The organism is Acinetobacter sp. AOR43_HL (assembly GCF_027854635.1).
GTDB classification, from domain to species: domain Bacteria; phylum Pseudomonadota; class Gammaproteobacteria; order Pseudomonadales; family Moraxellaceae; genus Acinetobacter; species Acinetobacter pittii.
Window position 1 is genome coordinate 24,361 of sequence record NZ_JAKTHX010000016.1, and the last position, 26,462, is coordinate 50,822.

A 26,462-nucleotide genomic window follows, 5' to 3' on the forward strand; every position below is an offset into this window, starting at 1 on the left:
ATGGGTTAATTGAGTAAAAGTTATTCAATCACGCGAGGAACAAGATACAAACCATCTTGAGTTGCAGGCGCAACTGCTTGGTATTCATCTCGATGATTGCTTTCAGTTACCACATCAGCACGTAAAGGTTGAGGATTGTCAAAAGGACTTTTCAAAGGTTCTACGCCTTCCGTATCAATGCCTTTTAAGGTTTCCATCATGCCTAAAATTTTATTTAGACTTTGAGCATATTCAGCAGATTGCGTATCATTGAGCGACAATCGAGCAAGATTGGCGATTGCTGAAACTGTTTGTGCATTTAAATCTGCTGAATGCTGTGCATCCGATGTAGACATAACATCACCTAATCAGTATTAAAAATTTTCAAAATATCGTGCGTTATAATAAGCGATTGACTTGTTCAAATCATCACATTTAGTTTAAAGTTGCCACCTTGCATCCACATGAAAGTTTAACTGAGAACGAACCGTGATTCTAAAACGACTAATTGGCTTGTTTTCGCCGGATCTAGCCATTGATTTAGGTACAGCAAATACACTTATTTATGCACCAGGCCGCGGCATTATATTAAATGAACCAACAGTTGTGGCAATTCGTCACAGTGGTTCACAAAAAATTGTTGCTGCTGTAGGTCTAGATGCTAAGCAAATGCTGGGCCGTACGCCTGCGAATATTTCTGCAATTCGTCCAATGAAAGACGGTGTAATTGCGGATTTTGAAGTGACTGAAACCATGTTGAATCAGTTTATTGGTAAAGTTCACGAAAAACGTTTGTTCCCACCTGCACCTCGTGTAGTTGTATGTGTACCATGTAAATCAACTTTGGTCGAGCGTCGTGCGATTCGCGAAGCAGTATTTAATGCTGGTGCCCGTGATGTTCGTTTGATTGAAGAGCCTATGGCAGCAGCAATTGGCGCAGGTATGCCAGTTGAACAAGCATGTGGTTCTATGGTTGTGGATGTTGGTGGCGGTACAACAGAAATTGCAATTATTTCATTGCAAGGTTGTGTCTATGCTGACTCTTTACGCATCGGCGGCGATGTTTTTGATGAGCAAATCATCAATTATGTTCGTAAAGCTCACGGTTGTGTGATTGGTGAAACTACTGCTGAAATTATTAAAAAAGAAGTAGGCATGGCTGTTTCTGATGGTACAACATTAGAAATCGAAGTACGTGGCCGTAACCTTGCAGAAGGTGTGCCTCGTGCAATTACCGTAACTTCTGACGAAATTACTCAAGCTATTTCTGATCCGTTACAAAGCATTGTAAGCGCTGTGAAATCTGCTCTTGAGCAAACTCCTCCTGAACTTTCTTCTGATATTGCTGAGCGCGGTATTGTGTTGACAGGTGGTGGTGCGCTACTTCGTAACCTTGACAAGTTATTGGCTCAAGAAACTGGTTTACCAGTTGTTGTTGCTGAAGATCCTCTTACTTGCGTAACCCGTGGTGGTGGTAAAGTATTAGAATTCTTCGACAACCCGAACCATGACATGCTTTTCGTCGGTTAAGTTTAAGGATTAGGCGGTGCAACCGAATATTTTTTCAAGACAGCCGCCATCTTTCCGCTCGTTCATTATTGCGGTCATTACATGTTTGGTTGTGCTGTTCTTTGATTGGCGCATGCCTTATGTAATTCAGCCAGCAAGGGATGTCTTGTACGCTGCATATAACCCAATTTATGCATTGGCTAGTTATCCGGTACTGTCGAGAGAATGGCTGAATCAACAAACAAAATCTGAAGCACAACTGCGTCGTGAAAATACCGCGATGCAGGCTGAGCTTTTACAAGCTCAAGTCCGCTTACAGAAGCTTTCTGAACTGTCAGCTGAAAATACCCGTTTACGAGGCCTTCTTGATACACCGTTAATTATTGATGGTCGTATGGAAATTGCCGAAGTGATTGGGACAGATGCAGACCCATTACGCCATATCATCATTATTAACCGAGGCTCTACGGACCATCTAAAGGTCGGTCAAACGGTTCTGGATGATAAGGGGATTATGGGGCAGATTATTAATGTATACCCTCATAGCTCACGTGTGATGTTGTTATCAGATAAAGAACATTCACTGTCGGTACGTCTTGAGCGTACTGGAATGCGGGCGATTGTTTCTGGTACAGGTGATTTGGGCCGTTTAAAAATGGAATATGTCCCGACCAGTGCGAATATTCAGGTGGGTGATAAAGTGTTTAGCTCAGGCTTGGGTGAACATTTCCCAGCAGGTTACGCAGTGGGTACAGTGGCCAAAATAAAACGCCATAATTCAGGTGAGTTTGCTGAAATTGATGTAACACCATCAGCACAATTAGCAACAGGCCATCATGTAGTTGTACTTTTCTCTGAATCATTAGCGAAGGAGCAGCCGTATGCCGATCGCTAAACTTAAACGAGAAAAGCGTAAAGACCCATTATGGGGAATTATTCTCTCCGTTATTGTGGGTTCTGTACTCATGGTTTATCCGCTATCTTATGATATTTCAGGATGGCGGCCACTATTCATGTTGATGATCATGCTATTTTGGGTAGTATGTCAGCCAACATGGTGTGGGGTCTGGTTTGCATTTGGGATGGGGATTTTTACAGACTTACTGCTTGATGCGCCTTTAGGGCTCAATGCCTTAAGTTTTGTAATTGTGACTTTTCTTACCCGTTTTTTAATTCGGGAACGCCGTATTTTAACTTTTGTTAATTTATGGACGATAGCAACGTTGGTCATTATTGCCCATTTAGCATTTATGTGGGTAACACAGACGATGGGTGGAATTCATTTTTCGATTGCTAGACATTGGCAACCTTTGATGACAAGTATCATCACGTGGCCAGTCGTCTATTATTGTTTGGCAAAATGGCGCATATAGTTTTAGCATCTAGCTCTCCTCGTCGGAAGGAGCTGTTGCAACAGCTAGGCTTAGATTTTGAAATCTATAGTCCTGACATTGATGAGTCTGTTCATGAAAATGAGCTGGTTCATCATTATGTTGAACGGTTGGCTAGAGAAAAAGCTCAGACTGTATTGAAGCTTTTTCCAGAAGCAATTGTTATTGCTGCCGATACAAGTCTGGGACTTGATGGTCAAATTATTGGTAAGCCTGAATCGAAAAATCATGCCTTTGAAATCTGGAAACAATTATCTGGACGTTGGCATGATGTGTTTTCTGGACTGTGCGTTGCGACTCAACAACAGATGTTAAGTCAGGTAGTGCAAACACAAGTTGAGTTTCAGCGCCTGACTACACAGGATATGGAAGATTATTGGACCACGGGTGAGCCTGTTGGAAAAGCGGGTGGATATGCAATTCAAGGAATTGCCTCGCAATATATTCCCCAAATTCAAGGAAGTTATAGTAATGTGGTAGGACTTCCTTTATACGAATTTGCACAGTTATTCAAAAGAGTAAAGACATAAGGGGTTGTTATCATTCTTCATTGAATAGCATTGTCGATGAACACTAGACAACGTTAAAGTTAACAGCTTCTCTGACTCTTTAATAAAAATTTTATAATGCTTTGAGTTTATGTATGTCAGAAGAACTACTTATTAATGTCACGCCTATGGAGTGTCGGGTGGCATTAATCGAAAATGGAACTGTTAATGAACTGTATGTCGAGCGTACAGTTAAACGTGGTCTAGTCGGCAATATCTACAAGGGTAAAGTTGTGCGAGTGCTTCCGGGCATGCAAGCTGCCTTTGTTGATATTGGTTTGTCTCGAACAGCCTTTTTACATATCAATGATATGGTTTGGCCTCGTTCGCAGCCTACCCCAAATGTCTTTGAGCTATTACATCCTGGGCAAACCCTTACTGTCCAAGTAATGAAAGATATGTTGGGCACAAAAGGTGCACGTCTAAGTACAGATCTTTCAATCCCTTCTCGCTATTTGGTTTTAATGCCATATGGCAACCATATTGGTGTTTCGCAGCGTATTGAGTCTGAAGAAGAGCGAGATCGTCTGCGTAATATTATTGAAGGTATTCAATCTGAGCATAATTTACCCGGTAGCGTGATTGTCCGTACGGCTGCAGAAGGTGTGGATGAGGCAGAAATTGCACAGGACATGTGCTATCTGAGCAAATTGTGGGAGTACATTCAGCGTAAACAGACCGACGTTGCTGTTCCTTCTTTAATTTTTGAAGAACTTCCATTACCTCAACGTATTATTCGCGACTTAGCAAGCGAAGAAACTGCAAAGATTTATGTAGATTCGCGAGAGATTCATGCAAAACTGCTTGAGTTTGTAGATGAATTTGTCCCGAATATGAAGAGTCGTCTCATTCATTATCCGGGCGAGCGACCACTATTTGATCTTTATAATGTTGAAGAAGATATTCAAAAAGCCTTACAAACTCGCGTAGCTTTGAAGTCGGGCGGTTATCTGATGATCGACCAGACTGAAGCCATGACAACGATTGACGTTAATACAGGTTCATATGTAGGTGGTCGTAGTCTTGAGGATACGGTTTTTAAAACCAATATGGAGGCGACTCAAGTTATCGCACGTCAACTTAGACTGCGTAATTTGGGGGGGATTCTCATTATTGATTTTATTGACATGCAAGAAGCAACTCATCGTGAAGAGGTGATGCGTCAGTTTGAGAAAATGCTTGAGCGAGATCACGCGAAGACCAAAATTACTCAAGTGTCAGAACTTGGTCTGGTCGAAATGACGCGTAAACGAACTCGTGAATCATTAGAACACTTGTTATGTGAATCATGTCCAACATGCCAAGGGCGGGGTTTTGTCAAAACAGCGGAGACAGTGTGTTACGAAATATTTCGTGAGATATTACGATATACCCGCGCATTTGAGTCAACGAGTGGCTTTACTGTTGTTGCCCATCCTTCTGTGATTGACCGATTATTAACAGCAGAAGCACCAGCAGTAGCCGATTTAGAGCATTTTATTAACCGTGTTATTAAATTTCAGGTCGAAAATTTATATACGCAAGAGCAATACGATATCATTTTAAGTTAAAGTTGTAACAAGATATCGCTTAATCCTTGTTACAACTGAAATTTTACTTTCATTCATGAATTTTAAATACTACTTACATACAGTAGCCCTAGACGTTCTCCCTATTAAACGTCTTAGCAAACAATAAGAGGTATAACCCATGAATGTAAGTGAAAACTTAATTAGCAACGGTCTTAAACATGTTTTAGAAAGCACGCCAGTAAATAGCTGCTATATGTTGAATGACCAAGGTAAAGAAGTACCAATCACAACTGCAATGATTCGTTCAGTATGTCATCAGTTGCTTAACCAGTGCCGCACAATCAAAAAATAAGGGGCCAATTCAAAGCCCCTTAACTTTTTCTAACTTGCTGAATGATGTTTCAGCTGTTTCTCTGCAATAATTTCTTCAAAACGTTGAATCTCATCTTCTAAATGAGTCAAAAGGTTTTGCATTTTCGGCAAAGCATTTCGACAAGCTGTTAATCCAACTTCAAGCTTATCTAAATAACTGGTCATGGTAATGTTTAGAGCTTGTCCATCCATGACAATCGAAGCAGGGTAGAGTGCATCTAATTTCGCGCCATTCCAATAAAGCGGCTCACGTGGTCCTGGTACATTGGAAATCACTAAATTGAACGCCTGACGCTTAGGAAGCATTCCTGACATGATGTTTAATCCTGCCGGACCATAAACAACCGCACTATAGTTTAAAATTTCATTCGCAGTCATGCGGCTAAAGCGTTGCTTTGAATTCTGCATGCTACGGCGAATGATTTCTAGACGCTCTAACGGTTGATCTTTATGCGTCCCTAAATTTGCCAAAATCATGGTAATTCGGTTACTCATGTCAGAATCATCTGTACGTAATGAAGCTGGAACCCAGGCAATAAGTGGCTTTTTAGGTAAGCTGTTTTGGCTAATCAAATATTCACGTAAAGCGCCTGAACATACAGCTAGGACAACATCATTAATCGTCACGCCTAATGCTTTTGAAATTTTTCTAAGGCGGCTTAATTCAAATGATTGGGCCGCAAAACGACGTGAAGCACTAACTCTTTGGTTCAAAATAGAAACTGGTGCCTGAAAAGTAGAAACATAATCAGGATTTTTACCCATTTCCTTGAATATTGTTTGAGATAGCTCGTGCATAACTTTTGGAGCTATGTCGAGTTGAGATTTAATACCGCCTAAAATACTCTTAATTTTACTAGTACTTGGAGTTGGTACTTTTAGCCGCTTAGCTCTTTTACTCTCAACACACCATAAAGGAACAACATGTTTCTCTTCCGGCGTTTTTGACAGAGATTTCTCGATCAAACGCATACCAGCAACACCATCTACCATTGCATGATGGATTTTAAAATACATGGCAAAACGATTGCCCTCGATTCCTTCAATAATGTCACAAGTCCAAAGTGGCTTTGCGCGATCAATTAGTGAGCTATGCTGCTGTGAAATATACACCAGAAGTTCACGAATACGGCCAGGATGAGGCAAAGCAATGTGGCGAAAGTGATGATCGATATCGAATTCTTCATCTTCATCCCAAAATAGACCACTTAAACGGTTATTGAAGGGAGGGATAGGAATGCTCTTTGACCGTTTAATATCTTCTACTAAATCATGTACAAAGGTTTCTGGTGCATTTTCAGGAATTTCAAATAAAAATAATCCACCTACATGCATGGGTTGCTGTCTTTTTTCAAGTGACAGAAAAATGAAATCAATTGGGTGTAATGGACGCATAAATCATTGTGCCTCATGCATTTTTCTAAGAAGCCCTTATATGAGCTCTTATTAGAATTATAGAACCGTAAAATTAAGTATATAGCGTTTAGAGTAGAGAAAATATGACTTTGTGTACGGAACATGACATAAAAAAAACCACTGATTTGCCAGTGGTTTTTTGATATCCAATTACTTTTTCATATTACCAGCATGTAAGCCACACTCTTTTTGAGTGGCTTCTTCCCACCACCAGCGTCCTTCACGCTCATGTTGATTTGGTAATACAGGTCGCGTACATGGTTCACAGCCAATAGAAACAAAACCGCGCTCATGAAGAGGGTTATATGGAATTTCCATCATACGGATGTAGCTCCATACCTCAGCACTTGTCCAGTTCGCTAGAGGATTATATTTAATGAGTTGCTTACCTGGACCCGAGAAACCTGCATCAGCTTGTACTACAGGAATCTCTGTACGCGTACCAGGACTTTGATCTTTACGTTGCCCCGTAATCCAGCCATCTAAAGTCGCAAGTTTTTTACGCAAAGGCTGAACTTTTCGAATACCGCAACATTCTTGATGCCCATCTGTAAAAAAGCTGAATAAACCTTTTTCGTTTACCATGTTTTGAACAGCTTCAGATTCAGGGAAACAAATTTCGATATTGATATTGTAGTGTTTACGGACAGTTTCAATAAATTGATAAGTTTCGGCATGCAGGCGGCCTGTGTCGAGACTAAATACACGGAAAGGTTTGCCTAAGCGTGAAGCAATATCAATTAACACAACATCTTCTGCTCCCGAAAACGAAATTGCAATTTCACCTTGTTGGCTTAAGGCAAGTTCTAAAATTTCTCGAGGGCTTTTGGTTGCATATTCAGCAGCAAGAGCATCTACGATATCAATAGTCGGAATAACGGTCATGTGTGTTCCTGGCAAAAGGCTTGGGCGCATTGAGTTATGAAAAATATTCTAAAGGATAGTTGATAAAGTGCTTAGCACTTTAATTTCGATCCTTATGAATAAAATTGATTTGATCAATAACAACGCAAAACTGAAAATCTTAATGGTATGATACAGCAATTTTTAACCAACGTTGGAAGCATTCATGGAAATCGTATGCCTAGATCTTGAAGGGGTTTTAGTTCCTGAAATCTGGATCAATTTCGCTAAAAAAACAGGGATTAAAGAACTCGAAGCAACAACTCGTGATATTCCGGATTATGATGTTTTAATGACTCAGCGCCTTAATATCTTAAAACAACACGGTTTAGGCTTAAACGACATTCAAGAAGTTATTGCTGAGATGGGACCATTACCAGGTGCAAAAGAGTTTGTTGAATGGGTAAGTACTCATTTCCAACTTGTGATCTTGTCAGATACTTTCTATGAATTTGCACATCCTTTAATGAAGCAATTAGGATGGCCAACAATTTTCTGTCATAAGTTAGAGACAGATGAAGAAGGTATGATTACCGCTTATAAACTACGTCAACCCGATCAAAAACGTGAGTCGGTTAAAGCATTACATGGTTTAAATTTCCGTGTAATTGCTGCTGGTGATTCGTATAACGATACAACCATGCTTGGTGAAGCTGACCACGGTTTCTTGTTTGATGCACCAGAAAATGTGATTGCTGAGTTTCCACAATTTCCAGCGATTCACGGATATGATGCATTAAAAGAAGCAATTCGTTCAGTTTCACAGCGTACAATCCCAGCTTAAGAATAAATAATAAAAAAGGCGCTTTAAGCGCCTTTTTTATATACATAATTTTTTAAACTTAGAATTTATAACCAAGTTTTAAACCATAAGCGATAGCGTTGTTGTCAGAGAATTCTGCAACATATTCATCACCGCCCGCTTGCGCACCAGTTTGAGCTTTGGCATCACCCAACCAGAAGTATTTTACACCACCTGCAATAAATGTCTGTGGAGTTGGACTATATTGAAGGCCTAAACCTACGTTCCAGTAACCTTCAGTTGGGCCTAAAGTTGTGATTGGGTCACCAGCACCAGAATCCCAACCTACAGAAATGTTACCAGCCCATTTATCATTGAGTTTGCGACCAACACCTGTGGTTACTGTCCATTGGTCATCTGTATAGCTAACTAAATCGAAGCCATTTGGGCGGTTGACAATAGGACCTACAACTTTTGATAGTTGTCCAAATTTGTATGGCTGAACAGAGAAATCTTTCCAGTTCACCCAACGAATGTTGGCAAACGCAACAGTGTCAGCCATGATGCCTGTTTGGAAATCAAAGTTAACTGATTGAGGTGTTGTAATTGTAGTATCTGCTGAGCTATTTTTAATTGCATCGGCCGCAGCAGCTTGCCCTAATAATGAAAGAGCAGGAAGTGTAGGCAAATTTTCACGAATATTGACGTCATGGTCAACTTCAGAACGATAAGTTAAAGAAGCTTTAAGGGCAATTTCAGGAATTTGATAAGCAAAACCTGCTAACCAACCCACACCGCCAGTTTCTTTGATGTCTGCATCATAGCCATTGTAGATACTATAAGCTTGTCCACGGAGGCTAATATTTCCTTTAATTGTTTGATATACACCACCTGCATAGAGGTTCCAGTTTTTATTTGGTTGAAAACCAAAAACCATAGCAAGGTTTTGAGTATCAACTTCAACTTTGGTGCCACCTTTGCCAAGTAAACCATTAATTTCATTTATACCAGCATCTACTCTTGCTGCAACGCCTTGTTTTACGCCCGCATCGATAGCAGCTTTCGTAGCTGCATCATTATTATAAGCATTTAAAGTAGCAGCAAATTTTGCTTTCCCGGCATCAGTGCTTAAATCAACTCCTTGGGCTTGTAGAGCAGCACCGACACGCTGATCGCTAGTTAATCCATTAAAAGTTGTATCAATAGTATTGGCACGAATTACATCTAATCTGTCTTGGGCTAAAATTGTATTAGAAGAGTCTGATACAAATACATTTTTCCCAGAATATTCTGCATCTGCACCAAAAGGTTGATCGTAAATTAAACCAAATGAGAATTTATCGTTAAGTTGTAGTTTTAAAGCTGCATTTGGGAAAAAATAATCCTCCCCCATATCGCTAATATCACGGCGAGTTGCGCTTGATCCTGCTTCTTTACCTGATACATCGGGGTCTAAAACAGAAATTCCCGCTTCAAAGTAGTTCCCAGGCTGCAAAAATGCAGACATCGATTGTCCAGAGCGATCCAATGCTGCTGCAAAAACCCCAGTTGCAGGCAGCGTTGCTAAAATCATTGCAGTGCTCAGATGTTTTAATTTCATTTTAATCTTTCCTTGAACTTCAAGACATTTTTTTAAAAGTAACAGAGTTAAACCGTTTAAACTGTGTTGCCTTCAAAGCTCCTAATTACAAGTAATAGAAGCTTTGATAACTCCATGTAACAAAAATAGCATAATTACAATAAGAGTAAATCTGTTATATGAACTGAGGAGTACTCACTTTTTATACAAATAGTGCCGATAATGAATGAAATATGAAGGAATATTTTCATTGTTAAATTAATTTAATTGATTGATATTTATATTTTTTATCTATTAGTAATGTCCTTTGTTTTTATGACATTTTTGTCACAAATCCAAGAAAAATGGTCAAAGATTTTTTTGTAAAAATATGAATTAAGTGATTATGAAATGAGTATTGGTTGTCATTTTTAGTTGATAAGTCCAGTTTCTCTACATATGTATATTATTGATTAAATTTTATATTATTCATTTTATGAAAAAGTTTACCTTAATTTTTTTACCATTTGATCTATTTTTTGAGCGAATTTGGATTCTATATTTGAAAGTTATGTGTAATAAGAAAACCGAAAATAATGATCTAAATTCGGTTGTTTAATTTTAAGAGCTAAAACATAGCATTAGAGTGGATATAATTTTTCATCAAATTCCTCAAGCTTCGGAAATGTTAATGACTCAAGCTGGTCCAGATGAGTAAGGTAGATTACATAGTCTTCAAGAAGGGTTTCTCGTGCTTCTCGGCTAATATAAGGTGCATGGTAAGCAATGAATGGAGGTAAGACTTCAAAACCAGCATATGCCAAAGTACCACGTTGAATCGGGGATAAATAATTTTCGATTGGTCCGTGAATTGAGTTTTCTCCAAACATGTGTGTTCTACCACCGAGTGTTAAACACAACATCGCTTTTTTTCCTGCCATGCCACCATGATTGTAAAACCGTTTACCCCCATAAAAAAGTCCAGAGACAAACACACGATCAATCCAGCCCTTTAAAATTGCTGGAACAGATGTCCAATAAAGTGGGAAATTTAAAATGACGAGATCAGCTTTTTTTATCTTTTCAATTTCTGCTTGAATATCTGGAGCTAGAAGCTGATTTTTGCTGGCATTTCTTTGTTCAAGTGCATAGTTAAAATAATCAGGTTGGTTAAGCTCTAAAAAATCTTCTTTGGATGCAACCGGGTTAAATTGCATCGCATATAAATCTGAAATTTCTACGCTGTGCCCCAATTCTTCTAAGGTTTGCTTAGCTGTACTTTTTAGAGCATTGGTGAAAGACTGGGGTTCTGGATGAGCATGGACAATCAGAATGTTCATAGGGGAGGACCTGTATTCTTTTTTAGAAATTGTGCTGTCTAGTGCAATTCAGCGGATTTTGTTTTGAATAACTATGCATCAATTTAAAAGCATGGCATAGTTCATGAACTGACAGTTTTTACCATTTCGCGCCATTTTATTTTGCTCATATGGGTTGCTAATGAATCCAGAATTACCCGGAACTTATATTAATTTAATCGTCGAGACTGTTAAGCGGTGGGGTGTCTCTGGTGAGCAGCTTTTAAATGGAAGCGGAATAACTTTAGACCAATTAGAAAAGCCTTACTGGTATGTTGAATTCAACATCTTAAATCAGCTTATTGAACGGGCGATCGAGTTATGCAAAGAGCCAGCACTAGCAGGGTATTTAGCTTTAAGCATGACGGCTTCATGTTATGGTTCAGTCGGAATGGCTGCCATAGTTTCTCCAAATTTAGGAGAAGCACTGAAAATACTTGAACAATTCATTGGTTCACGTTGTAAGGTTTTTAAACCGGAATTAAAACAAGAAAATAATGATGCATATTGGTCAATTCATCAGCCTGTCAATGCATTTCAGCTGAGCCCAAATGCCAACATTTTTTTGTTAGTCGGTTTTGTTCAAATTGCCAAAAAATTAACAGGGCTTTCTCATTTGGGAAAAGTTGAATTACAAATGCCAGAGCCGATAGGTTTTGGCCAAATCAGTCATCAACTGGCTGTAACTTGTTTATTTAACCAAAAGGGTAATCGTTGGATATTTCCAAAAGAGTATTTAGCACAATCTGTATTAACGGCAGACCCAATGCTAGCGCCGTTATTAAATGCGCAATGTAAGCGGGATATAGAGAAATTAAACTTAAAAAGTGGTTGGAAAGGACAAGTCAAACAAGTTGCCGAAAAATTGCTTTTGAATGGGGAGATTGAGACATTAAAAGTTGGGCAAGTGGCTCATATCATGAATATGTCAGAGCGAACTTTGCAACGCTATTTAGCTCTTGATGATACTAGCTTTACGCTCTTGGTAGACTCACTGAAAAAGGAGTATGCCCAGAAACTTTTAACTCAAAATAATATGTCGGTTGAAAAAGTGGCTTTAATGCTAGGTTATGCCGAGACTTCTCACTTCACTCGTGCGTTTAAGCGCTGGATGGGAGTGACGCCTAAATATTTCCAAACCAAACATAAGATGGATGATTTAAGTTAAAAGGCCACAAATTTAATTTCATGGCCTTTCATTTATGATTTGAGTCAATTAATTAGATTGTTCTGGCTTAGATGAGAGTGAATCAATCACTTCAAAATAGCTAGGTGGTGCTGGAACATGGCCGCGCGCTCTCAATAGACGATGCATACGCGGCAGTTTGAAGTAGGGCACCGAAGCCATTAAATGGTGTTCCATGTGGTAATTGACATGAATAGGCGCCACAAAACTTCTAGCAATCCAACCTGCACGTGTTGTTCGTGTATTGGTTAAAGCCGTATTACTCGTTTGCATACCTGCATGTTCGGCCATTGAGCGAATTCTTAAAAATAATGGAAACGGTGTTAAATAAGCTAGGGGCCATAACCAATAAAACCGTTGTTGACCAAAAGCTTTTAAAACACCATAAAGAGCTACATTGGTTGCAATGGCACCACTACTGTTTTTTATAAGACTTTTGGCATAGTCAACGAAATCTTTATTGCTTCGATCTAACCAGACTTGATCATTGGCAACAGTCCATTTCATTAGATCTAGATCCATTAACACTCGACCAAAGCTAAACTTTAATCCTGTCATACCTGTTAAGTCGCGTAAAAATTTACGAGTAAGCGATTTTTTATTTACAGGAAAACCAGAAACTAACGAAAGATCGGGGTCATCTGGAGTAGAGGTTTTTGCATGATGACGGACATGATGTACGCGGTATTTTTGTAAATCATTCCAGATTGGACGGGCGCATAGCCATTCACCTACAAAGTCATTTATTTTCTTATTTTTGAACAAGCTTTTATGAGATGCATCATGCATCAAAATTGCTAGACATAACTGGCGACCCGCCAATATGGCCAAAGCTAGCATACAAGCAAGTAATTTGCCCCAGCTAGGTAAGTAATCCCACATCATGATTAAGCTTGCAAATGTTCCGCCAATAACAGCCCACGTACTTGCAACAGCCCAAGCACCGTATATGTCTGAGGGTTGTGTGAGTTCTTGTATTTCTTCTCTGCTAAATAGATCGGTCACACTCACTTGTGCATTCATTTTTATTCTCCCAAATCAGATTTTGGTATCCATATCTTATATTACAAATATAATTATAAAATTTTAAAAAGTGAAATATTTGTTTGTAAAAAAATAAATCGCCCTTTAGTGGGCTAATTCATTTTCATAAAGTTTCTGCCATAGCTTTTGTCCAATCGAATCGAGCTGTTGTACATTTTGAGCAAACTGATTGCGGGCATGTTCATTAACAAATGGAGGGGGGAGCAGAGGATCATTCATAAGTAAGGTAATTGTTTCGCGTCCTAATAACAAAGCTTGAGTGGCAGCCTCGTTTAAGGATAAATTTTTATAATTTAAAAGCCATTCTTGGATATCTTGACTATACATTTCATAGTTCTTTTCAAGCTGTTTGGTATCCCACAAAGAAGGAATTAACGAAACTGTTTTTGCGTCAAATTTTTGAATAATAGAAATTTTAGCTTCATTTTCAAGACCCGCTAAAATGAGCTCTTCACATGTTTTTTCAAAGCTATACGCTAAATTATCTGGACGTATATAAATTCCAGTTTCGAGTTCTCTAAAACCAAATTGACGTAAAGCGTGTTCTCTCTTTTTTAAAGCGGTTCGATCAATACGACCTAATGTCCCCGTAAATACTGCCAGATAGTGTTGTTGCCATTCTTTAGTCTGCTTAATCCCATTTTTACGATTCAAAATGACTTTTGCCCATTCTTTGGTTGATGGCGAAAGTTGATAAATACCGCGTTCTACACTTTCTATCATGCCTTCATTTAATAGCCGAGTCGTAGCCACACGTATACCGTTGTCACTCATATTAAAAAGTTTAGCGGCAATTAATATTTGTCTAATCGTGAGCTGAGGGTAAGCAGAGGAAAGAAATAAATCGATAATGAGATGGCGTGCATTAATTTTGGTATTTTTCATTCAGATTGAATTTTTGAGATGACCTGCATTTGATCAGAATAATATCATGTTTTTTTAAGGACTTTTTAAGATCATTTTGTAGAGTAAGTAAAGGTAAAAAGCTTTGTCTATAACAAGAAAAACTTTGGCAGTTCTTAACCAAGTTTTATCTTTTTACGATAGTTAACCCAAGTTTGTCATCATGATGTGATACATTATCGCACTTTAAATAAACTGCCTTTAACTAGGGGCAATAATCACAAACGTTAGAAATGATCTGATATTGAACTTGTGTTAAGTCTAATTTGGGACTTACCAATTTCGATAAAACAAATTTTAGGTCGTTCTAATGATTAACTTTCTTTGAGCAAGTTATGGAAAATTTTGAAGTTATAAAAGCACTGTTTTTAGGCTTTGTCGAAGGCTTAACTGAATTTTTACCCATCTCGAGTACAGGCCATTTAATTTTATTTGGTCATATTATCGATTTCCACTCAGACGGCGGTCGTGTATTTGAGGTCGTAATCCAGTTAGGTGCTATTTTGGCAGTGTGCTGGTTATACCGACAAAAAATTATTAACTTGATTAAGGGATTTTTTAGCGGTGATGTGGAGTCACGTCATTTTGCGATCAGTGTGCTTATTGCATTCTTTCCAGCAGTCATTATTGGTGTTCTAGCTGTCGACTTTATTAAAAGTGTTCTATTTAGCCCAATTGTGGTTGCGATTGCTTTGATTGTCGGTGCTCTTATCATTTTCTGGGTGGAATCTAGACAGTTTGAATATAAGACACTCGATGCGACTAAAATTACTTTTAAACAAGCGCTTTTAGTAGGTCTTGCTCAGTGTGTGGCGATGATTCCGGGAACTTCACGTTCAGGCGCAACAATTGTAGGCGGAATGTTTGCAGGTTTATCACGTAAAGCTGCTACAGAATTTTCTTTCTTCCTTGCTATGCCGACCATGTTGGGGGCTGCGACTTTTGACTTGATTAAAAATGCTGACGTACTTACCTCAGACAATATGGTTAATATTGGGGTAGGTTTCGTTGCTGCTTTTATTGCCGCGCTGTTTGTTGTAAAAGCATTGGTACTGTTTGTAGAACGTCACACGTTACGTGTATTTGCTTGGTACCGAATTGCACTCGGTGTAATCATTTTGATTGCAGCAATGTTCTTTAATTTATCGGCTTAAATAGCCTAATAAAGTGAAAAACCTAGAATGCTCTAGGTTTTTTTATGCCTAAAAATTGATTTGAATTGCCTATTTATACAAAGTAAACGTAAGACAGATGTTTTCATTTTAGGTTCATTGTTATATTGATTATTAGATTACCTCTCACAATAAAACTATGCCGCAAAATCATCTTACAGAACATTTGGTCGATGCATTTTTGCACTTGGCTCCAGCAGAAGGCCTCTATCCTACTTTTATTTCTAACATCACCTTAATGCGGGTAGATCATTCCACACCACCTGTTGCCGTGCTGCAAGAACCCTCAATTGTTTTAGTGATACAGGGGTTAAAGCGTGGATATATTGGTAAAGAAATCTTTCAGTTTCAACAAGGTCAGTGTTTATTTATCTCAATTGCAATACCGTTTGATTGCGATACTGTAGTTGAAAATAATGAACCGATGTTGGCAATAGCAATAAAGTTTGAACCACAAATGATGACTGATCTCATTACTAAAATGGATAAACAGCAACAAGTGGTTACTGAAGATGCTCATTCAGAAGATTTAAAATTAAGTTGTGGGCTTAGAGTGATTGACATGAATGCGACCATATCAGAGGTTGCTCTCAGGTTACTCAATTTACTTCGTTCTAAACAAGATACTTTTGTATTGGGTGAGCAAGTTAAAAGAGAATTGGTTTATCGTGTGGTGCAGGCTTCGGGCGGCAATCTAGTCGAGAGCTTATCGGCTATAGTAAGTCGAAATGGCGTGATTTATACCATTTGTGAAATTATTCAGCGCGATTATTATCATAACTTAACGGTTCAAGAATTGGCGAAACAAGCGGGCATGAGCATATCGCTTTTTCATCAAACTTTTAAAAAGGTGACGAATTATTCTCCCTTACAGTACATCAAAATTACTCGGTTACATAAGGCACGTGAGTTGATTATGAACAATAAAATGGGTGTAGCAGAAGCCGCCTATGAAGTTGGATATGTCAGTGCTTCACAATTTAGCCGAGAATTTAAACGACTGTTTGGAGTTCCACCCAAGTCCTCAATTATTTAACGTAGATTAGTATTTTTAAATATAAATCAAACATGGAGCATTTTATGACCCTTCCAACAACCATGAAAATTATTGAAATTATGGCTCCGGGTGGACCTGAGGTTCTAAAAGTTCAAGATGCTAATATTCCAGCACCTCAAGCAGATGAAGTCTTAATTGAGGTAAAGGCTGCTGGAATTAACCGTCCTGACGTTTTACAGCGTATGGGATTATATCCAATGCCTAAAGGTGTTACTCAAATACCGGGACTTGAGGTTGCTGGTGTTGTGGTTGCTGTGGGCGAGCAAGTCGATCAATTCAAGGTTGGAGATAAAGTTTGTGCCCTAACAAATGGCGGCGGTTATGCAGAATATTGCGCGGTAACAGCAACTCAAGTATTACCAATTCCTGAAAATTTATCTTTTACTCAAGCTGCTGCAATTCCGGAAACATTTTTTACGGTTTGGGCAAATCTTTTTGATATTGGCCGTTTAAAGAAAGATGAAACCGCACTGATTCATGGTGGGGCAAGTGGTATTGGAACCACAGCTTTAGCGATTTGCCACGCTTTAGGGATTAAAACTTTTGCTACGGTTGGTAGTGAAGATAAAGTTGAAGCACTCTCAAATTTAACGACAGCAATTAACTATAAAACCCAAGATTTTGAGCAAGAAGTTTTGAAATATACTCAAGATCAAGGTGTTGATGTTATTTTGGATATTGTGGGTGGTTCTTATTTCACAAAAAATTTAAATCTATTAAAACGTGATGGCCGACTTGTTATTATTGGTTTTATGGGTGGTCGAATCGCAAAAGAATTTGATTTACAAAAACTGATTTTAAAACGTGCCACAATTACGGGCTCAACAATGCGAGCACGTAATAGCCAAGAAAAAGCAGAGATTGCACAATCTTTGCATGAGCATGTATGGCCATTATTGGTTCAAGGTAAATGTTTACCACAAATCTATAAAACGTATGCTTTTTCAGATGTACAAAGTGCTCACGCATGTATGGAACAAGGTGATCATATTGGAAAGATCGTTTTAGAAATGAATGCGTAACACTGTAATCATTGAAGTTTGGGCGAACGACAGATTCGCCTAAACTGAATTTTATAATTCTAGATTCTGCCTATTTCTCTATAAAAATTGCCAAATTCTATTGGCAGATTGCACCAGTTCCATAACTTCACCTATAAATTGAGTAAGAAATAAAAATGGGTTCTTACCTTATTATTTCTTTCCATACTGATGAAAAAGGATAGTAACAATGAATACCGCAAATATTGATGATAAAAATCCTACTCCAGATTTGGCTGAAGATAATGCCTTTTTCCCATCACCTTATTCACTAAGTCAATATACTGCTCCTAAAACCGATTACGATGGCACGACTTATTCAACGCCGTATGCGGGCAATAAAAAAGTTTTAATGATTGCAACTGATGAACGTTATATTCAGATGCAAAACGGTAAGTTCTTTTCAACAGGTAACCATCCTGTAGAAATGCTTTTACCGATGTTTCATTTAGATAATGCAGGCTTCGAAATTGATATTGCGACACTTTCAGGTAATCCAGCCAAGCTTGAAATGTGGGCAATGCCAAAACAAGAACAAGTGGTATTAGACACTTTTCAGAAATATGCAGATAAATTAAAAAATCCATTAAAGCTGGCTGATATTTTAGAAAACGCAGTGGGGGAAAACTCACCATATGCAGCTGTATTTATTCCAGGTGGGCATGGCGTATTAGCTAAGATTCCACATAGCCTTGAGGTGAAAAAAGTTCTTAAATGGGCGGTTGAACAAGATAAATTTATTATTACGTTATGTCATGGTCCAGCTTCGTTACTGGCTGCCGCAGTAGATGAACAGCCTGAGAATTATATTTTTAAAGATTATCAAATTTGTGTATTCCCTGATTCGTTAGATAAGGGAGCGAATATTGATATTGGTTATATGCCAGGGGCTTTACCTTGGCTAGTGGGTGAAAACCTTGAAAAGCTCGGTGTCGAAATTTTAAATAAGGGCATTACAGGCCAATGTCATAGAGATCGTAAATTGCTAACTGGCGATAGTCCGCTTGCTTCTAATAATTTAGGAAAACTTGCAGCTGAAACATTGTTGGCTGAAGTGAAGGATTAACGTATTAAGTATGTGCGCCCTGCGGGACTCGAACCCACTCAGATAAGAAACAATCATACTCTATATGGCTGTCATTGTTAAAAATCAATAACTTAACAATTTTCAATCTAATAGAATCTGATTGTTTCTCACCTCAGCCTGTCATAAAACCTGTCAGGATGTGTTGAGCTTTGCCATCTCAATTTTGTTTTTATCGCCGTGCATCCATTTCGCATAGCGCTTCATTAGCATTTGCAAGCTATGACCCATTTGATCAGCTACAAACACAGGATTTACACCATCCATAAGCATCATGGTTGCATAGGTGTGCCGAGCGTTATAAGCAGGTCTGTGGCGAATCCTACAAGCTTTCATTGCCTCATTTAGCCTGAATCTTGGTGGTCTTTCATCATAGAAAGGCAATCCAGTTTCAGGGCAAATCATCACATAGTCTCTACTTAGCCCAAGCTTTTGTATTTCAGTTAGGGCGCGTGTCGATCTATCATTCAAATATACATCCCGCACAGTATGAGTTTTCGTTACTGATTTTTCATAACCACGTACCCGGCTCTTACTAATCCGCATTGTTCCATTGAACCAATCAATATCATTCCAGCGCAAAGCAAAAAGTTCAGAAGGGCGGCATCCGGACCAAAAAGCAAGCTCGTAATACCAATAGTAAAGACGGTTTGTACCCTCAAGATTTACATCAAGCCATTTCAGCAAAGCATTCATTTCCGCTCTACTAAAAGGATCTGGTATAGCTTGCTGGATCCTCTTATTCTCAATGCCATGCATTGGATTATCTAAAATCAACTTGCTATTCATTGCCGTCTCAAATACACCGCGCAATGGTATTAAGCTGTTATTAAGGGTTTTGGCTGTCTTGAAGTTTTTATCGATAATCAAATCTCTTATTTCATCATTGGTGATTTGATTTATTGGTCTTAGTGCAAAGTGTGGCATCCAGTGACAATTCAGAATTCTTACATAACCCTTTCTTGAGTCTAAATTTGCCTCGCACTGGCGCAAATACTTTTGTGCTACCTCTTGAAAAAGCACCTCATTGCTATTGAGGATGAGGTGCTTTTTATCAATCGTTTCTCCTTTAGCCTCAGCAATATCTTTATCAGTTAAAATTCCCCACTCAGCCTTTGTAATTAATTGGCTTCTAATTTTAGCGGCTGCGCTAATACCTTCCGCAGTTGGGGGGTGTGGTAACGTGATGTTGTAGGCTTGCTTGTTTCGCTCAAAATAGATTTGGATTGCGCCACTTCTAATCCGCACGCCTTTTGGTAGCGATTTTTCGCTTGCTCCGTCAGCCATTCGTTATAGCCTCTGATCGAATAATAAATATTGCCGTCTTGTTTGGACCAGACTAGATCCTCGGGCCATTTCTTGCGCCGATGATCTAGTTTCTGTTCTCCAATACCTGTCAGCTTTGAAAATTGGCTTGCATCAACCCAATCTATAGGGGTTAGGCCAAGTTCAAGTAAAGCTTCTAAAATTTCATTTGGCATTTTCCCCTCCAGATCTCTAAAAAGTTGAATTAAAATTTTTTACCATTAGCAAGTAATCGGTTTTCGATTTTGTGGTCTGCACGCTGCTTGTTATATTCAAGTTTTTCATGAATAGCGCCGTCCAGATCCAAGCCTAAGCCACCAGCCATATCGCAGATACGGATAACAGCATCTGCAAGTTCAACTTCAAGCATTGATCTGTGGGGTAATTTGTCATCCATTAGGTTTTTACGATGACCTTCCATTGCTTCTGAAATTTCTGAATGAATCAGGCAAAGCATCTCTGGAACATTTCGCTTTGCTGGCTCACCATTTTTTGATGTTAGGCTTTCACCTGTAACTAGGTCAGTCCACCATCCAGCTTGTACGTTTTGCTCGTGGATTTTGTTGATTAAGTCTTTCATTTTATTTCCTTAAATTAATTCAGATTCTCTTGGATAGCTTGATTCGGATTTGCCCACCAAAGAACAGGGCCATTCTCAGAATCAAGAGCAGCAATTAAAAAGAGTCCATCTTCTGGGGGTTCTGGCTTCCAGTTAGACCAAACTATTGCATCGTCTGGAATATTTGGAATGTCATCGTAATCCAAGATTTGTGTTTCTATTCCCACCCCAAGATTTACCTTAAGCTGTTCCCATTGTTCTCTTGTGTAGGCTTCTGCACCTTCTTCAATGGTGTCGTGCTGTTCAATATCAGGATGGAGCCAATTAAATAGGTTTTCAGGCAATTCAATTGGCTTAATTTGGTACTTGACCTCTTCAAGTCTGTAATAGGTCTTACCTTCACAGCGGGGGCACACCAGATCATCTGCCTTAATACCCCATTTATGTGTGGGCTTCTCAACACGCTCACTCTCTAAATGCTTATTGCGACAACGACAGCATTTAACTAAATAATCAGTCATGTCTAAGCCCCTGTAGTTGTTTCAGTTTGAGTTAATTCAAATCGGCGTTTTTTAACAAAATCCATCAATTTCGTTTGGATTTCTTGCGGTTTGCCGCCTATATCTACCTCAAGAATATCTAGGGTTGCTAAGTCTGGAGCCGTTTGTATTTGAACCATTAATGATGGTGGTTCTTTTGCTTGTGGTTGAGTAAATGTTGTTAGGCGTTTATTAATCGCATCCAACAATGGTTTACGTTGCTCTTCGCTCCAGTGGCGCGTGCGACTAACTAGATCATTGGCGCTTCCCGGTGAAGTGGTGTTTTCCAATTCATCCAATAAGCTTTTCAATTCAACTTCATAATTCGATTCAGAAGTTAATTCCAAAGATTGTTCTTTTGGGGCATCACCATCTTTAAAAACCGTACCTAATACAAGCTCAACTTCTGATGGATCTGGAATATCTGTGCTCACCTCAATAATTGAATCCTCTGACTGAGCATCAAGGTTAATGACACAGCTACCACCGCTTATCCGGACCAACGCAACTGCATGCTTAATTACATTGAACTCATCCAAATGGACCATGCCACGTTCAAGAAGCAACTTATCTTGCTTAGAGTCACGCCATTTAAATTGCTGGTAAGCCTTCTCAGTCAAAATAGAAGGGGAGAAGCAAACAGTTCCTTTCTTTGGTGCTTCTCTAATTGGCTCAGGGACCAGCATTTCACCAATTTGAATTTCACGAGGTTTTAGGGCAAATTCATATTTTTCAAATACTGAAATGCTCCACTCAAGAGGGTGAAAGTCTGTCCAGCCGTTCTTGTTTATAAGAAGCGGTTCGCCGTTTGCCCATGCAAGCTTAGCTTCGTTTTTGTCTAATAATTTCATGTGAAACTAGTCCTTAATCTTGGTTAGGGTAGTAAAGATCTTCGGGATCAAAATTGTCCCAAACCAAAAATGAGTTCCCATAAAAGAGAGCGCACATTAATTTCTCGAATTTGGTATGAGGGTCTATTATTTTTTTACCAAGTACGATCCCACGAACTTGACCTGCATAAAGTTCATAGCACTTAAATTCACCATGCATCTTGAATGTTTTATTGCGATAATCTGTGTAAATTGCACAGATATTCAAGCAGTTCTCAAACTCAAACCCATGTGTTTTAGAAGGTCGATAGCTGTGGGTTTCTTTCTCTTGTGCCTCAAAACCTATTTGCCAATATTCGCTTAGATATGAGTTTCCAGATTCCTTCACTAAGATATTTGGTTTTTCCCAATTTTCTTGCGCAGCTTCTTCTGCATTAGCATCAATAAATGCCTCAAAAAGTTCAGACATAAGTACATATTCAGGTACTTTCATATCTTCAATAACTTTCATTGAAGCGGCCTGTATTTGCTGCACTGCATTATTTTCAATGCCTGAGCTTTCCCATGTTGACTTAAGAGTGCTTACAACCAAGCTGTTATATTTTGCCAAATCAACAAAATCATTGAGGTTTGCAGGCATTGCACCCTTAATGGCTTCTTTTACACGGTTTGGGAAATCACCCCAGCGGAACACATCGTCAATTGCATCCTTATAAAGCTTCTCAACACGCGTTTTTAACATCTCCTGATATTCAGGCGACTCTTCAAAGCGTTTGCATTGCTCAGCAAGATTTTCGGCTAAGGCTGAAATATTAAGGTTTGACATTAGACAGCCTCCACAGTTAAACCTAGAACCTCATTAAGCCTTTGAACCTGAACCGCTGGAAGAATCGCAATAGCTGGCTTCTCTTCAAATTTCTCAAGCAATGTTTTTGATTCGGGCCAAACCTCCCAAAGTTTTTTAAATGTTTGGACGCTATCGAGTAGGGCTTGCACCTCGCTTCGCATAGAATTTCGCTGCTTTTCTAAGTCACTACATATTTCGACTGACTTTAAGAAATCCACTGCAACAGCTTCATCGCCAACATATAACTTTGCTTTATTTCCATGCCTGTCTCCGTGAGAACTACCTATCAGACGGATTTCTGAAAAATTAACAATGTGCATTTGACCAGCAATTGCAATATAGATATGACGTGAACGAGGTAGGAAACCTTTTGGCAAGCTCTCCATTGCAATTAAATTCGTTGAATAAATATCTTGGTAAATTTTTTCACCACAGATGATTTTATTTTGATGAGCTGTTTTTTGCTTTGAATCAAATGCGTGAGTAAGGATTGTTTCAAGCATCGCTTCACGTAAAGTTTTTGTTAAACGACTCATGATTAGCCACCTCGCACAATTGCATACAAAGCAACTAAGCCAACAAAAAACAGATAACCAGCAAACATGATTGCAAATACAAGCATGGTGTGTTTAAAGTTCGGCCAAAAGTGATCGCGCCAGCTATGCTGAAAATCTGCTGGCTGCGGTTGAGTGCAGCATGGGCGAGTCGTTTGACTCTCTATTGTTCTTACTTTCATATTGACCTCGTATTAAATGCCGCGCAGTGTTCGCCGTGCGGGGCTTTTGTTGTCTACGAGATAAATACTACTTTAAGTAGAAATTAAGTCAATATGAAGTAGTAATTATTTTCTACTAAAAGTTGAATATATTTGATTTTGAATAATAAAAAACCCACAAAAAGTGGGCTAAAAGAAAAAGATTAATATTTGGTTTCAAAGATTAGGGGGGCTGAATATTAGTAAATATCTCTATATAGACCAACCACCTTACCAACTAAACGGCAATCTTCTGAAAGTTTAATAATTTTATCGGGCCAATCAGGGTTTAAAGGCTCTAGGAATTTGCTAGTTCCTTCACCCTCAATGATTAGCTTTTTAAATGTAGCTTCTGAATCACCAGCACAGGCAACAATAACAAGATCATCTGTTTTAAGGTCGAATGTTTGAATGTCTGGATTAACATAAATTCTATCGCCCGGTAAAAACGTTGGGGCCATAGAATACCCTACAACTTTTAAAGCATATCCATTCTTACCGCATCTACGGTTTGGCGGTAAATATTCTTCAATTTCCGTATCTTTCAAAACTGTCTCAATCGGTGTAAATGAACCAGCCGCAACCCAAGAGATTACTGGAACTCTGCGTCCTTCGAAACCAACTTTATCTGATAAATTGATATTATTGTCTAACTTAGTACCATGATCTAAGTAACTAATTTCTACTCCAAAAATATCAGCTAATGTTTGTAGCTTTTCAATTCTTGGTTTAGCTGTACCAAGTGTATACCTACGAGCCATCTCATAAGAAACACCAATAGCCTTTTTTAACTCATTGATAGTTTTAATTGGAGAGTCTTTTGCCTTCATCAATGCGTTGAGTCGGTCCGCAAAGTCTTTGTATTTAGCGTCTTCCATCAAAATAGGCTTCTTTTCTACTGTAGGTAGAATTTTACTATCAATTTTTAGTTGCACCAATTCTATTTTTGGTAGTATATTGCTTTCTACTTTAAGTAGGTTTTTTGGTGTCATTTATGACTACTCCACATGAAGCATTCACCAATGCTGTGACTTTTGCAGGGAGCATCTCAGCTTTAGCTCGAAAAATAGGGGTTACACCTTGGGCTGCTAGCAAATGGAACCCTGAGAAAATTCCAGAAGATCGCTGTTTAAAAATTGAGGAAATTACTCAGGGTCAAGTTAAGGCAGAACAACTACGACCAGATATCAACTGGGAATATGTTCGCAAGAACCTTAAAAAGCAAAACCAATCCGTGAGCTAATTCTCACAAATTAATAAACGTGCGTATACGTGAAATTTAAAGAGGGATTCACATATGAGTGAAATCAACTTAAGTCCAGAGGCTAAAACGGCAATTTACAAAATGGTTCACCAGTCACAGGGAATTACGCCGCAAGAAATTGCAAACGTACTTGGTGACTCATACAAGAGCGTACTCAATTACGCAAATCCAAACATGGAAACCCATTTACCAAGCATTAAAAAGCTTGAGGCAATGATTCAGTTTACCCGCAACCCGGCATTAGTTAAGGCATGGGCACACATGCTTGGTTTTGTATTGGTTCCAGCTAATCAAGCTGATGAAAAATCGCATGAAGTGAGCATCGTTGAAACCTTGCTGCATATCAATATCAACAATGGTCAAGCTAATCAGCAAGTTCATAACGTTTTAGAAGACGGTGTGGTAACGCCATCTGAATTGGCAGACACGGAAGCAATTTTAGAAGAAATGGAAAATCACATTCATCAACTTCGACAAGCTCTTAAGGCAGCCGCTTCTAATTACATTTCGAAATCACAAAAAGAAAAAGCTTGATCGGCGAAATCAAGCTTTTGTCAATTCATTAATTTTCGAGGTCAATGAATATGAAAACTAATTTATCACAACACCCTTGTGAAAACAAATGCTCTCAATTCAATGGGGAACAGTGCCGAACTTGTTTGATTGGTGAAGATCTTGGCGATGACCGCCATCTTGCTAATCACATTTCTACAAAGTGCCAAGTTATTCCTCATGACGAATTAAAGCACCTCAATCGCGCACATCAAGCAATAGGGGAAGTTTCATGAGCACACATTTTCAATCTCAAGCAGATTTTAAGCAAACAAGCCAAGTTCAATCGTTTTATGAGCCAGCAATGGCGGTTGTTAATGAGTTGATGGCTGTTAAGAAATCTAACCTTAAAAGTAAAGGCTACGATGAGAATAACGCTGCTATTACGAAAGAAGAGTTGCGCCAATCTTTAATGCGCCGTTTATGTATAAGCCACTTCATGGCCTCTCAAATAGTCACCAGTTTGTCTAAATCTGGCCATATACGTGAGTTTGGGGGTTATGTTGCTCCTAAGGCGGTGAGTAATGACAAGTAGCGCTACAAAAATACAGATCAAAGGTGAGGATCCAAAATATCCAATCGCATTTGATGTGGAGCTTATTGCACCAGTGCGTATTTATACTGCGGTTGAATTGGCAGCTATGCCGCTCTCGAAAATGATTCGTTGCCGTGATGCTCAAGAGGAGTTTTACATCAACAACAAAAAGCTTTCAGGTAGAGCAAAAGACATAAAAGATCGCCTTGTTGCAGGTGAAAAATTAACACTTGTGCTTGAAAAAAAACATTCAAGAGTAACTCAGACGTATTTCATTGGCGAAGAGATTGTGGGCAAGAGAATTGTCAAGCAACTCGAAACACGCCGTTTTATACGCCTTCCAAAAATGGAGGGTATAGCGTGAACCAAGCCATAAACCACCTTGAATTTAAAAACCATTCACACACCTGTGTAGATCCACACAAGTGCGCAGTATGTCGTACATACGTTCAGCAAACACACATTAGCAGCGTTCTTTTTGGCGCATTAGCGAAACTGGAGAAG

At 38.9% G+C, this 26,462-nt stretch carries 30 protein-coding genes and 1 pseudogene; 16 read left to right on the forward strand and 15 right to left on the reverse strand.

Features of this window, described 5'->3' with window-relative positions; translation table 11 throughout:
- Positions 1–20: 20 nt before the first annotated feature.
- Positions 21–335 (reverse strand): Asp-tRNA(Asn)/Glu-tRNA(Gln) amidotransferase subunit GatC, encoded by a 315-nt coding sequence (gene gatC, locus MKL33_RS06550; protein ID WP_000107699.1) that lies wholly within the window; start codon positions 333–335, stop codon positions 21–23.
- A 133-nt stretch (positions 336–468) separates the two neighbouring features.
- On the opposite strand from gatC, the gene MKL33_RS06555 reads away from it, so the two are divergent.
- The 6 genes from MKL33_RS06555 to MKL33_RS06580 all read left to right on the forward strand — a co-directional run bounded on the left by MKL33_RS06555 (position 469) and on the right by MKL33_RS06580 (position 5,290).
- Positions 469–1,509, forward strand: coding sequence for a rod shape-determining protein (locus MKL33_RS06555; RefSeq protein WP_000601379.1), 1,041 nt, complete (start codon positions 469–471; stop codon positions 1,507–1,509).
- A 16-nt stretch (positions 1,510–1,525) separates the two neighbouring features.
- Positions 1,526–2,383 (forward strand): rod shape-determining protein MreC, encoded by an 858-nt coding sequence (gene mreC / locus MKL33_RS06560; protein ID WP_002116449.1) that lies wholly within the window; start codon positions 1,526–1,528, stop codon positions 2,381–2,383.
- Positions 2,370–2,861 (forward strand): rod shape-determining protein MreD, encoded by a 492-nt coding sequence (mreD, locus tag MKL33_RS06565; RefSeq protein ID WP_002116279.1) that lies wholly within the window; start codon positions 2,370–2,372, stop codon positions 2,859–2,861. The genes mreC and mreD overlap by 14 nt, the downstream gene beginning before the upstream one ends.
- On the forward strand, positions 2,849–3,409 hold the full coding sequence (locus MKL33_RS06570; RefSeq protein WP_025465969.1) for a Maf-like protein: 561 nt from the start codon (positions 2,849–2,851) through the stop codon (positions 3,407–3,409). Before mreD ends, MKL33_RS06570 begins: the two co-directional genes overlap by 13 nt.
- Before the next feature lie 113 nt (positions 3,410–3,522).
- A complete protein-coding gene (rng, locus tag MKL33_RS06575; RefSeq protein WP_005064412.1) occupies positions 3,523–4,977 on the forward strand; it encodes a ribonuclease G in 1,455 nt (484 codons plus the stop codon).
- A gap of 139 nt (positions 4,978–5,116) precedes the next feature.
- Positions 5,117–5,290, forward strand: a complete 174-nt coding sequence (locus MKL33_RS06580) for a PA1571 family protein (RefSeq protein ID WP_002116397.1) — start codon at positions 5,117–5,119, stop codon at positions 5,288–5,290.
- Between the two features lie 29 nt (positions 5,291–5,319).
- Here the strand turns inward: MKL33_RS06580 and MKL33_RS06585 are convergent, their stop codons facing one another.
- Entirely contained in the window at positions 5,320–6,705 is a 1,386-nt protein-coding gene (locus MKL33_RS06585) for a WS/DGAT/MGAT family O-acyltransferase (RefSeq protein ID WP_270906692.1), read from the reverse strand.
- Positions 6,706–6,876: 171 nt separating this feature from the next.
- Positions 6,877–7,611 (reverse strand): phosphoadenylyl-sulfate reductase, encoded by a 735-nt coding sequence (locus tag MKL33_RS06590; RefSeq protein WP_005064416.1) that lies wholly within the window; start codon positions 7,609–7,611, stop codon positions 6,877–6,879.
- Positions 7,612–7,795: 184 nt separating this feature from the next.
- On the opposite strand from MKL33_RS06590, the gene thrH reads away from it, so the two are divergent.
- Positions 7,796–8,413, forward strand: a complete 618-nt coding sequence (gene thrH, locus MKL33_RS06595; RefSeq protein ID WP_009389629.1) for a bifunctional phosphoserine phosphatase/homoserine phosphotransferase ThrH — start codon at positions 7,796–7,798, stop codon at positions 8,411–8,413.
- Positions 8,414–8,471: 58 nt separating this feature from the next.
- Here the strand turns inward: thrH and MKL33_RS06600 are convergent, their stop codons facing one another.
- Together MKL33_RS06600 and MKL33_RS06605 are read right to left on the reverse strand one after the other, a co-directional pair.
- On the reverse strand, positions 8,472–9,971 hold the full coding sequence (locus MKL33_RS06600; RefSeq protein WP_270906693.1) for an outer membrane protein transport protein: 1,500 nt from the start codon (positions 9,969–9,971) through the stop codon (positions 8,472–8,474).
- Between the two features lie 599 nt (positions 9,972–10,570).
- Positions 10,571–11,269, reverse strand: coding sequence for an NAD(P)H-dependent oxidoreductase (locus MKL33_RS06605; protein WP_270906694.1), 699 nt, complete (start codon positions 11,267–11,269; stop codon positions 10,571–10,573).
- 160 nt (positions 11,270–11,429) lie between these two features.
- Between MKL33_RS06605 and MKL33_RS06610 the strand changes: the two genes are divergently transcribed.
- Positions 11,430–12,455 (forward strand): AraC family transcriptional regulator, encoded by a 1,026-nt coding sequence (locus MKL33_RS06610; RefSeq protein ID WP_119684653.1) that lies wholly within the window; start codon positions 11,430–11,432, stop codon positions 12,453–12,455.
- A 48-nt stretch (positions 12,456–12,503) separates the two neighbouring features.
- Here the strand turns inward: MKL33_RS06610 and MKL33_RS06615 are convergent, their stop codons facing one another.
- Both MKL33_RS06615 and MKL33_RS06620 read right to left on the reverse strand, forming a co-directional pair.
- Positions 12,504–13,496 (reverse strand): fatty acid desaturase family protein, encoded by a 993-nt coding sequence (locus MKL33_RS06615; RefSeq protein ID WP_017402624.1) that lies wholly within the window; start codon positions 13,494–13,496, stop codon positions 12,504–12,506.
- Positions 13,497–13,601: 105 nt separating this feature from the next.
- Positions 13,602–14,402: a PaaX family transcriptional regulator C-terminal domain-containing protein gene (locus MKL33_RS06620; RefSeq protein WP_270906695.1), complete on the reverse strand. Its 801-nt coding sequence runs from the start codon at positions 14,400–14,402 to the stop codon at positions 13,602–13,604.
- A 353-nt stretch (positions 14,403–14,755) separates the two neighbouring features.
- On the opposite strand from MKL33_RS06620, the gene MKL33_RS06625 reads away from it, so the two are divergent.
- From MKL33_RS06625 to hchA, 4 genes are all read left to right on the forward strand, one after another.
- A complete protein-coding gene (locus MKL33_RS06625; RefSeq protein ID WP_064785339.1) occupies positions 14,756–15,574 on the forward strand; it encodes an undecaprenyl-diphosphate phosphatase in 819 nt (272 codons plus the stop codon).
- 157 nt (positions 15,575–15,731) lie between these two features.
- Positions 15,732–16,628 carry an AraC family transcriptional regulator gene (locus tag MKL33_RS06630; RefSeq protein ID WP_270906696.1) on the forward strand — a complete coding sequence of 299 codons (897 nt, stop codon included), beginning with the start codon at positions 15,732–15,734 and terminating at the stop codon, positions 16,626–16,628.
- 32 nt (positions 16,629–16,660) lie between these two features.
- Entirely contained in the window at positions 16,661–17,671 is a 1,011-nt protein-coding gene (locus MKL33_RS06635; protein WP_270906697.1) for an NAD(P)H-quinone oxidoreductase, read from the forward strand.
- A gap of 208 nt (positions 17,672–17,879) precedes the next feature.
- The gene (hchA, locus tag MKL33_RS06640; protein WP_206216966.1) at positions 17,880–18,755 is read left to right on the forward strand and encodes a glyoxalase III HchA; all 876 of its coding nucleotides are present in this window, start codon (positions 17,880–17,882) and stop codon (positions 18,753–18,755) included.
- Between the two features lie 153 nt (positions 18,756–18,908).
- Here the strand turns inward: hchA and MKL33_RS06645 are convergent, their stop codons facing one another.
- The 8 genes and pseudogenes from MKL33_RS06645 to MKL33_RS06680 form a co-directional block, all read right to left on the reverse strand.
- Complete coding sequence (locus MKL33_RS06645) at positions 18,909–20,060, reverse strand: tyrosine-type recombinase/integrase (RefSeq protein ID WP_000763161.1); 1,152 nt, start codon at positions 20,058–20,060, stop codon at positions 18,909–18,911.
- A gap of 223 nt (positions 20,061–20,283) precedes the next feature.
- Positions 20,284–20,658, reverse strand: a complete 375-nt coding sequence (locus MKL33_RS06650; protein ID WP_098713741.1) for a hypothetical protein — start codon at positions 20,656–20,658, stop codon at positions 20,284–20,286.
- Positions 20,659–20,672: 14 nt separating this feature from the next.
- Positions 20,673–21,005 (reverse strand): annotated as a pseudogene (locus MKL33_RS06655) (hypothetical protein); the annotation flags it as partial.
- A gap of 155 nt (positions 21,006–21,160) precedes the next feature.
- Positions 21,161–22,027 (reverse strand): hypothetical protein, encoded by an 867-nt coding sequence (locus MKL33_RS06660; protein ID WP_270906698.1) that lies wholly within the window; start codon positions 22,025–22,027, stop codon positions 21,161–21,163.
- Positions 22,028–22,040: 13 nt separating this feature from the next.
- Positions 22,041–22,832: a hypothetical protein gene (locus MKL33_RS06665; protein WP_264425803.1), complete on the reverse strand. Its 792-nt coding sequence runs from the start codon at positions 22,830–22,832 to the stop codon at positions 22,041–22,043.
- On the reverse strand, positions 22,832–23,389 hold the full coding sequence (locus MKL33_RS06670) for an Nmad5 family putative nucleotide modification protein (protein WP_264425802.1): 558 nt from the start codon (positions 23,387–23,389) through the stop codon (positions 22,832–22,834). The genes MKL33_RS06665 and MKL33_RS06670 overlap by 1 nt, the downstream gene beginning before the upstream one ends.
- Before the next feature lie 2 nt (positions 23,390–23,391).
- A complete protein-coding gene (locus tag MKL33_RS06675; RefSeq protein WP_000868404.1) occupies positions 23,392–23,589 on the reverse strand; it encodes a hypothetical protein in 198 nt (65 codons plus the stop codon).
- 218 nt (positions 23,590–23,807) lie between these two features.
- Complete coding sequence (locus MKL33_RS06680; RefSeq protein ID WP_270906699.1) at positions 23,808–24,599, reverse strand: LexA family protein; 792 nt, start codon at positions 24,597–24,599, stop codon at positions 23,808–23,810.
- 2 nt (positions 24,600–24,601) lie between these two features.
- Between MKL33_RS06680 and MKL33_RS06685 the strand changes: the two genes are divergently transcribed.
- From MKL33_RS06685 to MKL33_RS06705, 4 genes are all read left to right on the forward strand, one after another.
- Positions 24,602–24,850 carry a transcriptional regulator gene (locus MKL33_RS06685; protein ID WP_000210974.1) on the forward strand — a complete coding sequence of 83 codons (249 nt, stop codon included), beginning with the start codon at positions 24,602–24,604 and terminating at the stop codon, positions 24,848–24,850.
- Positions 24,851–24,904: 54 nt separating this feature from the next.
- On the forward strand, positions 24,905–25,405 hold the full coding sequence (locus tag MKL33_RS06690; RefSeq protein ID WP_003115422.1) for a phage regulatory CII family protein: 501 nt from the start codon (positions 24,905–24,907) through the stop codon (positions 25,403–25,405).
- 250 nt (positions 25,406–25,655) lie between these two features.
- Positions 25,656–25,958 (forward strand): hypothetical protein, encoded by a 303-nt coding sequence (locus MKL33_RS06700; RefSeq protein ID WP_270906700.1) that lies wholly within the window; start codon positions 25,656–25,658, stop codon positions 25,956–25,958.
- Positions 25,948–26,322: a hypothetical protein gene (locus tag MKL33_RS06705; protein WP_270906701.1), complete on the forward strand. Its 375-nt coding sequence runs from the start codon at positions 25,948–25,950 to the stop codon at positions 26,320–26,322. Before MKL33_RS06700 ends, MKL33_RS06705 begins: the two co-directional genes overlap by 11 nt.
- Positions 26,323–26,462: the final 140 nt, after the last annotated feature.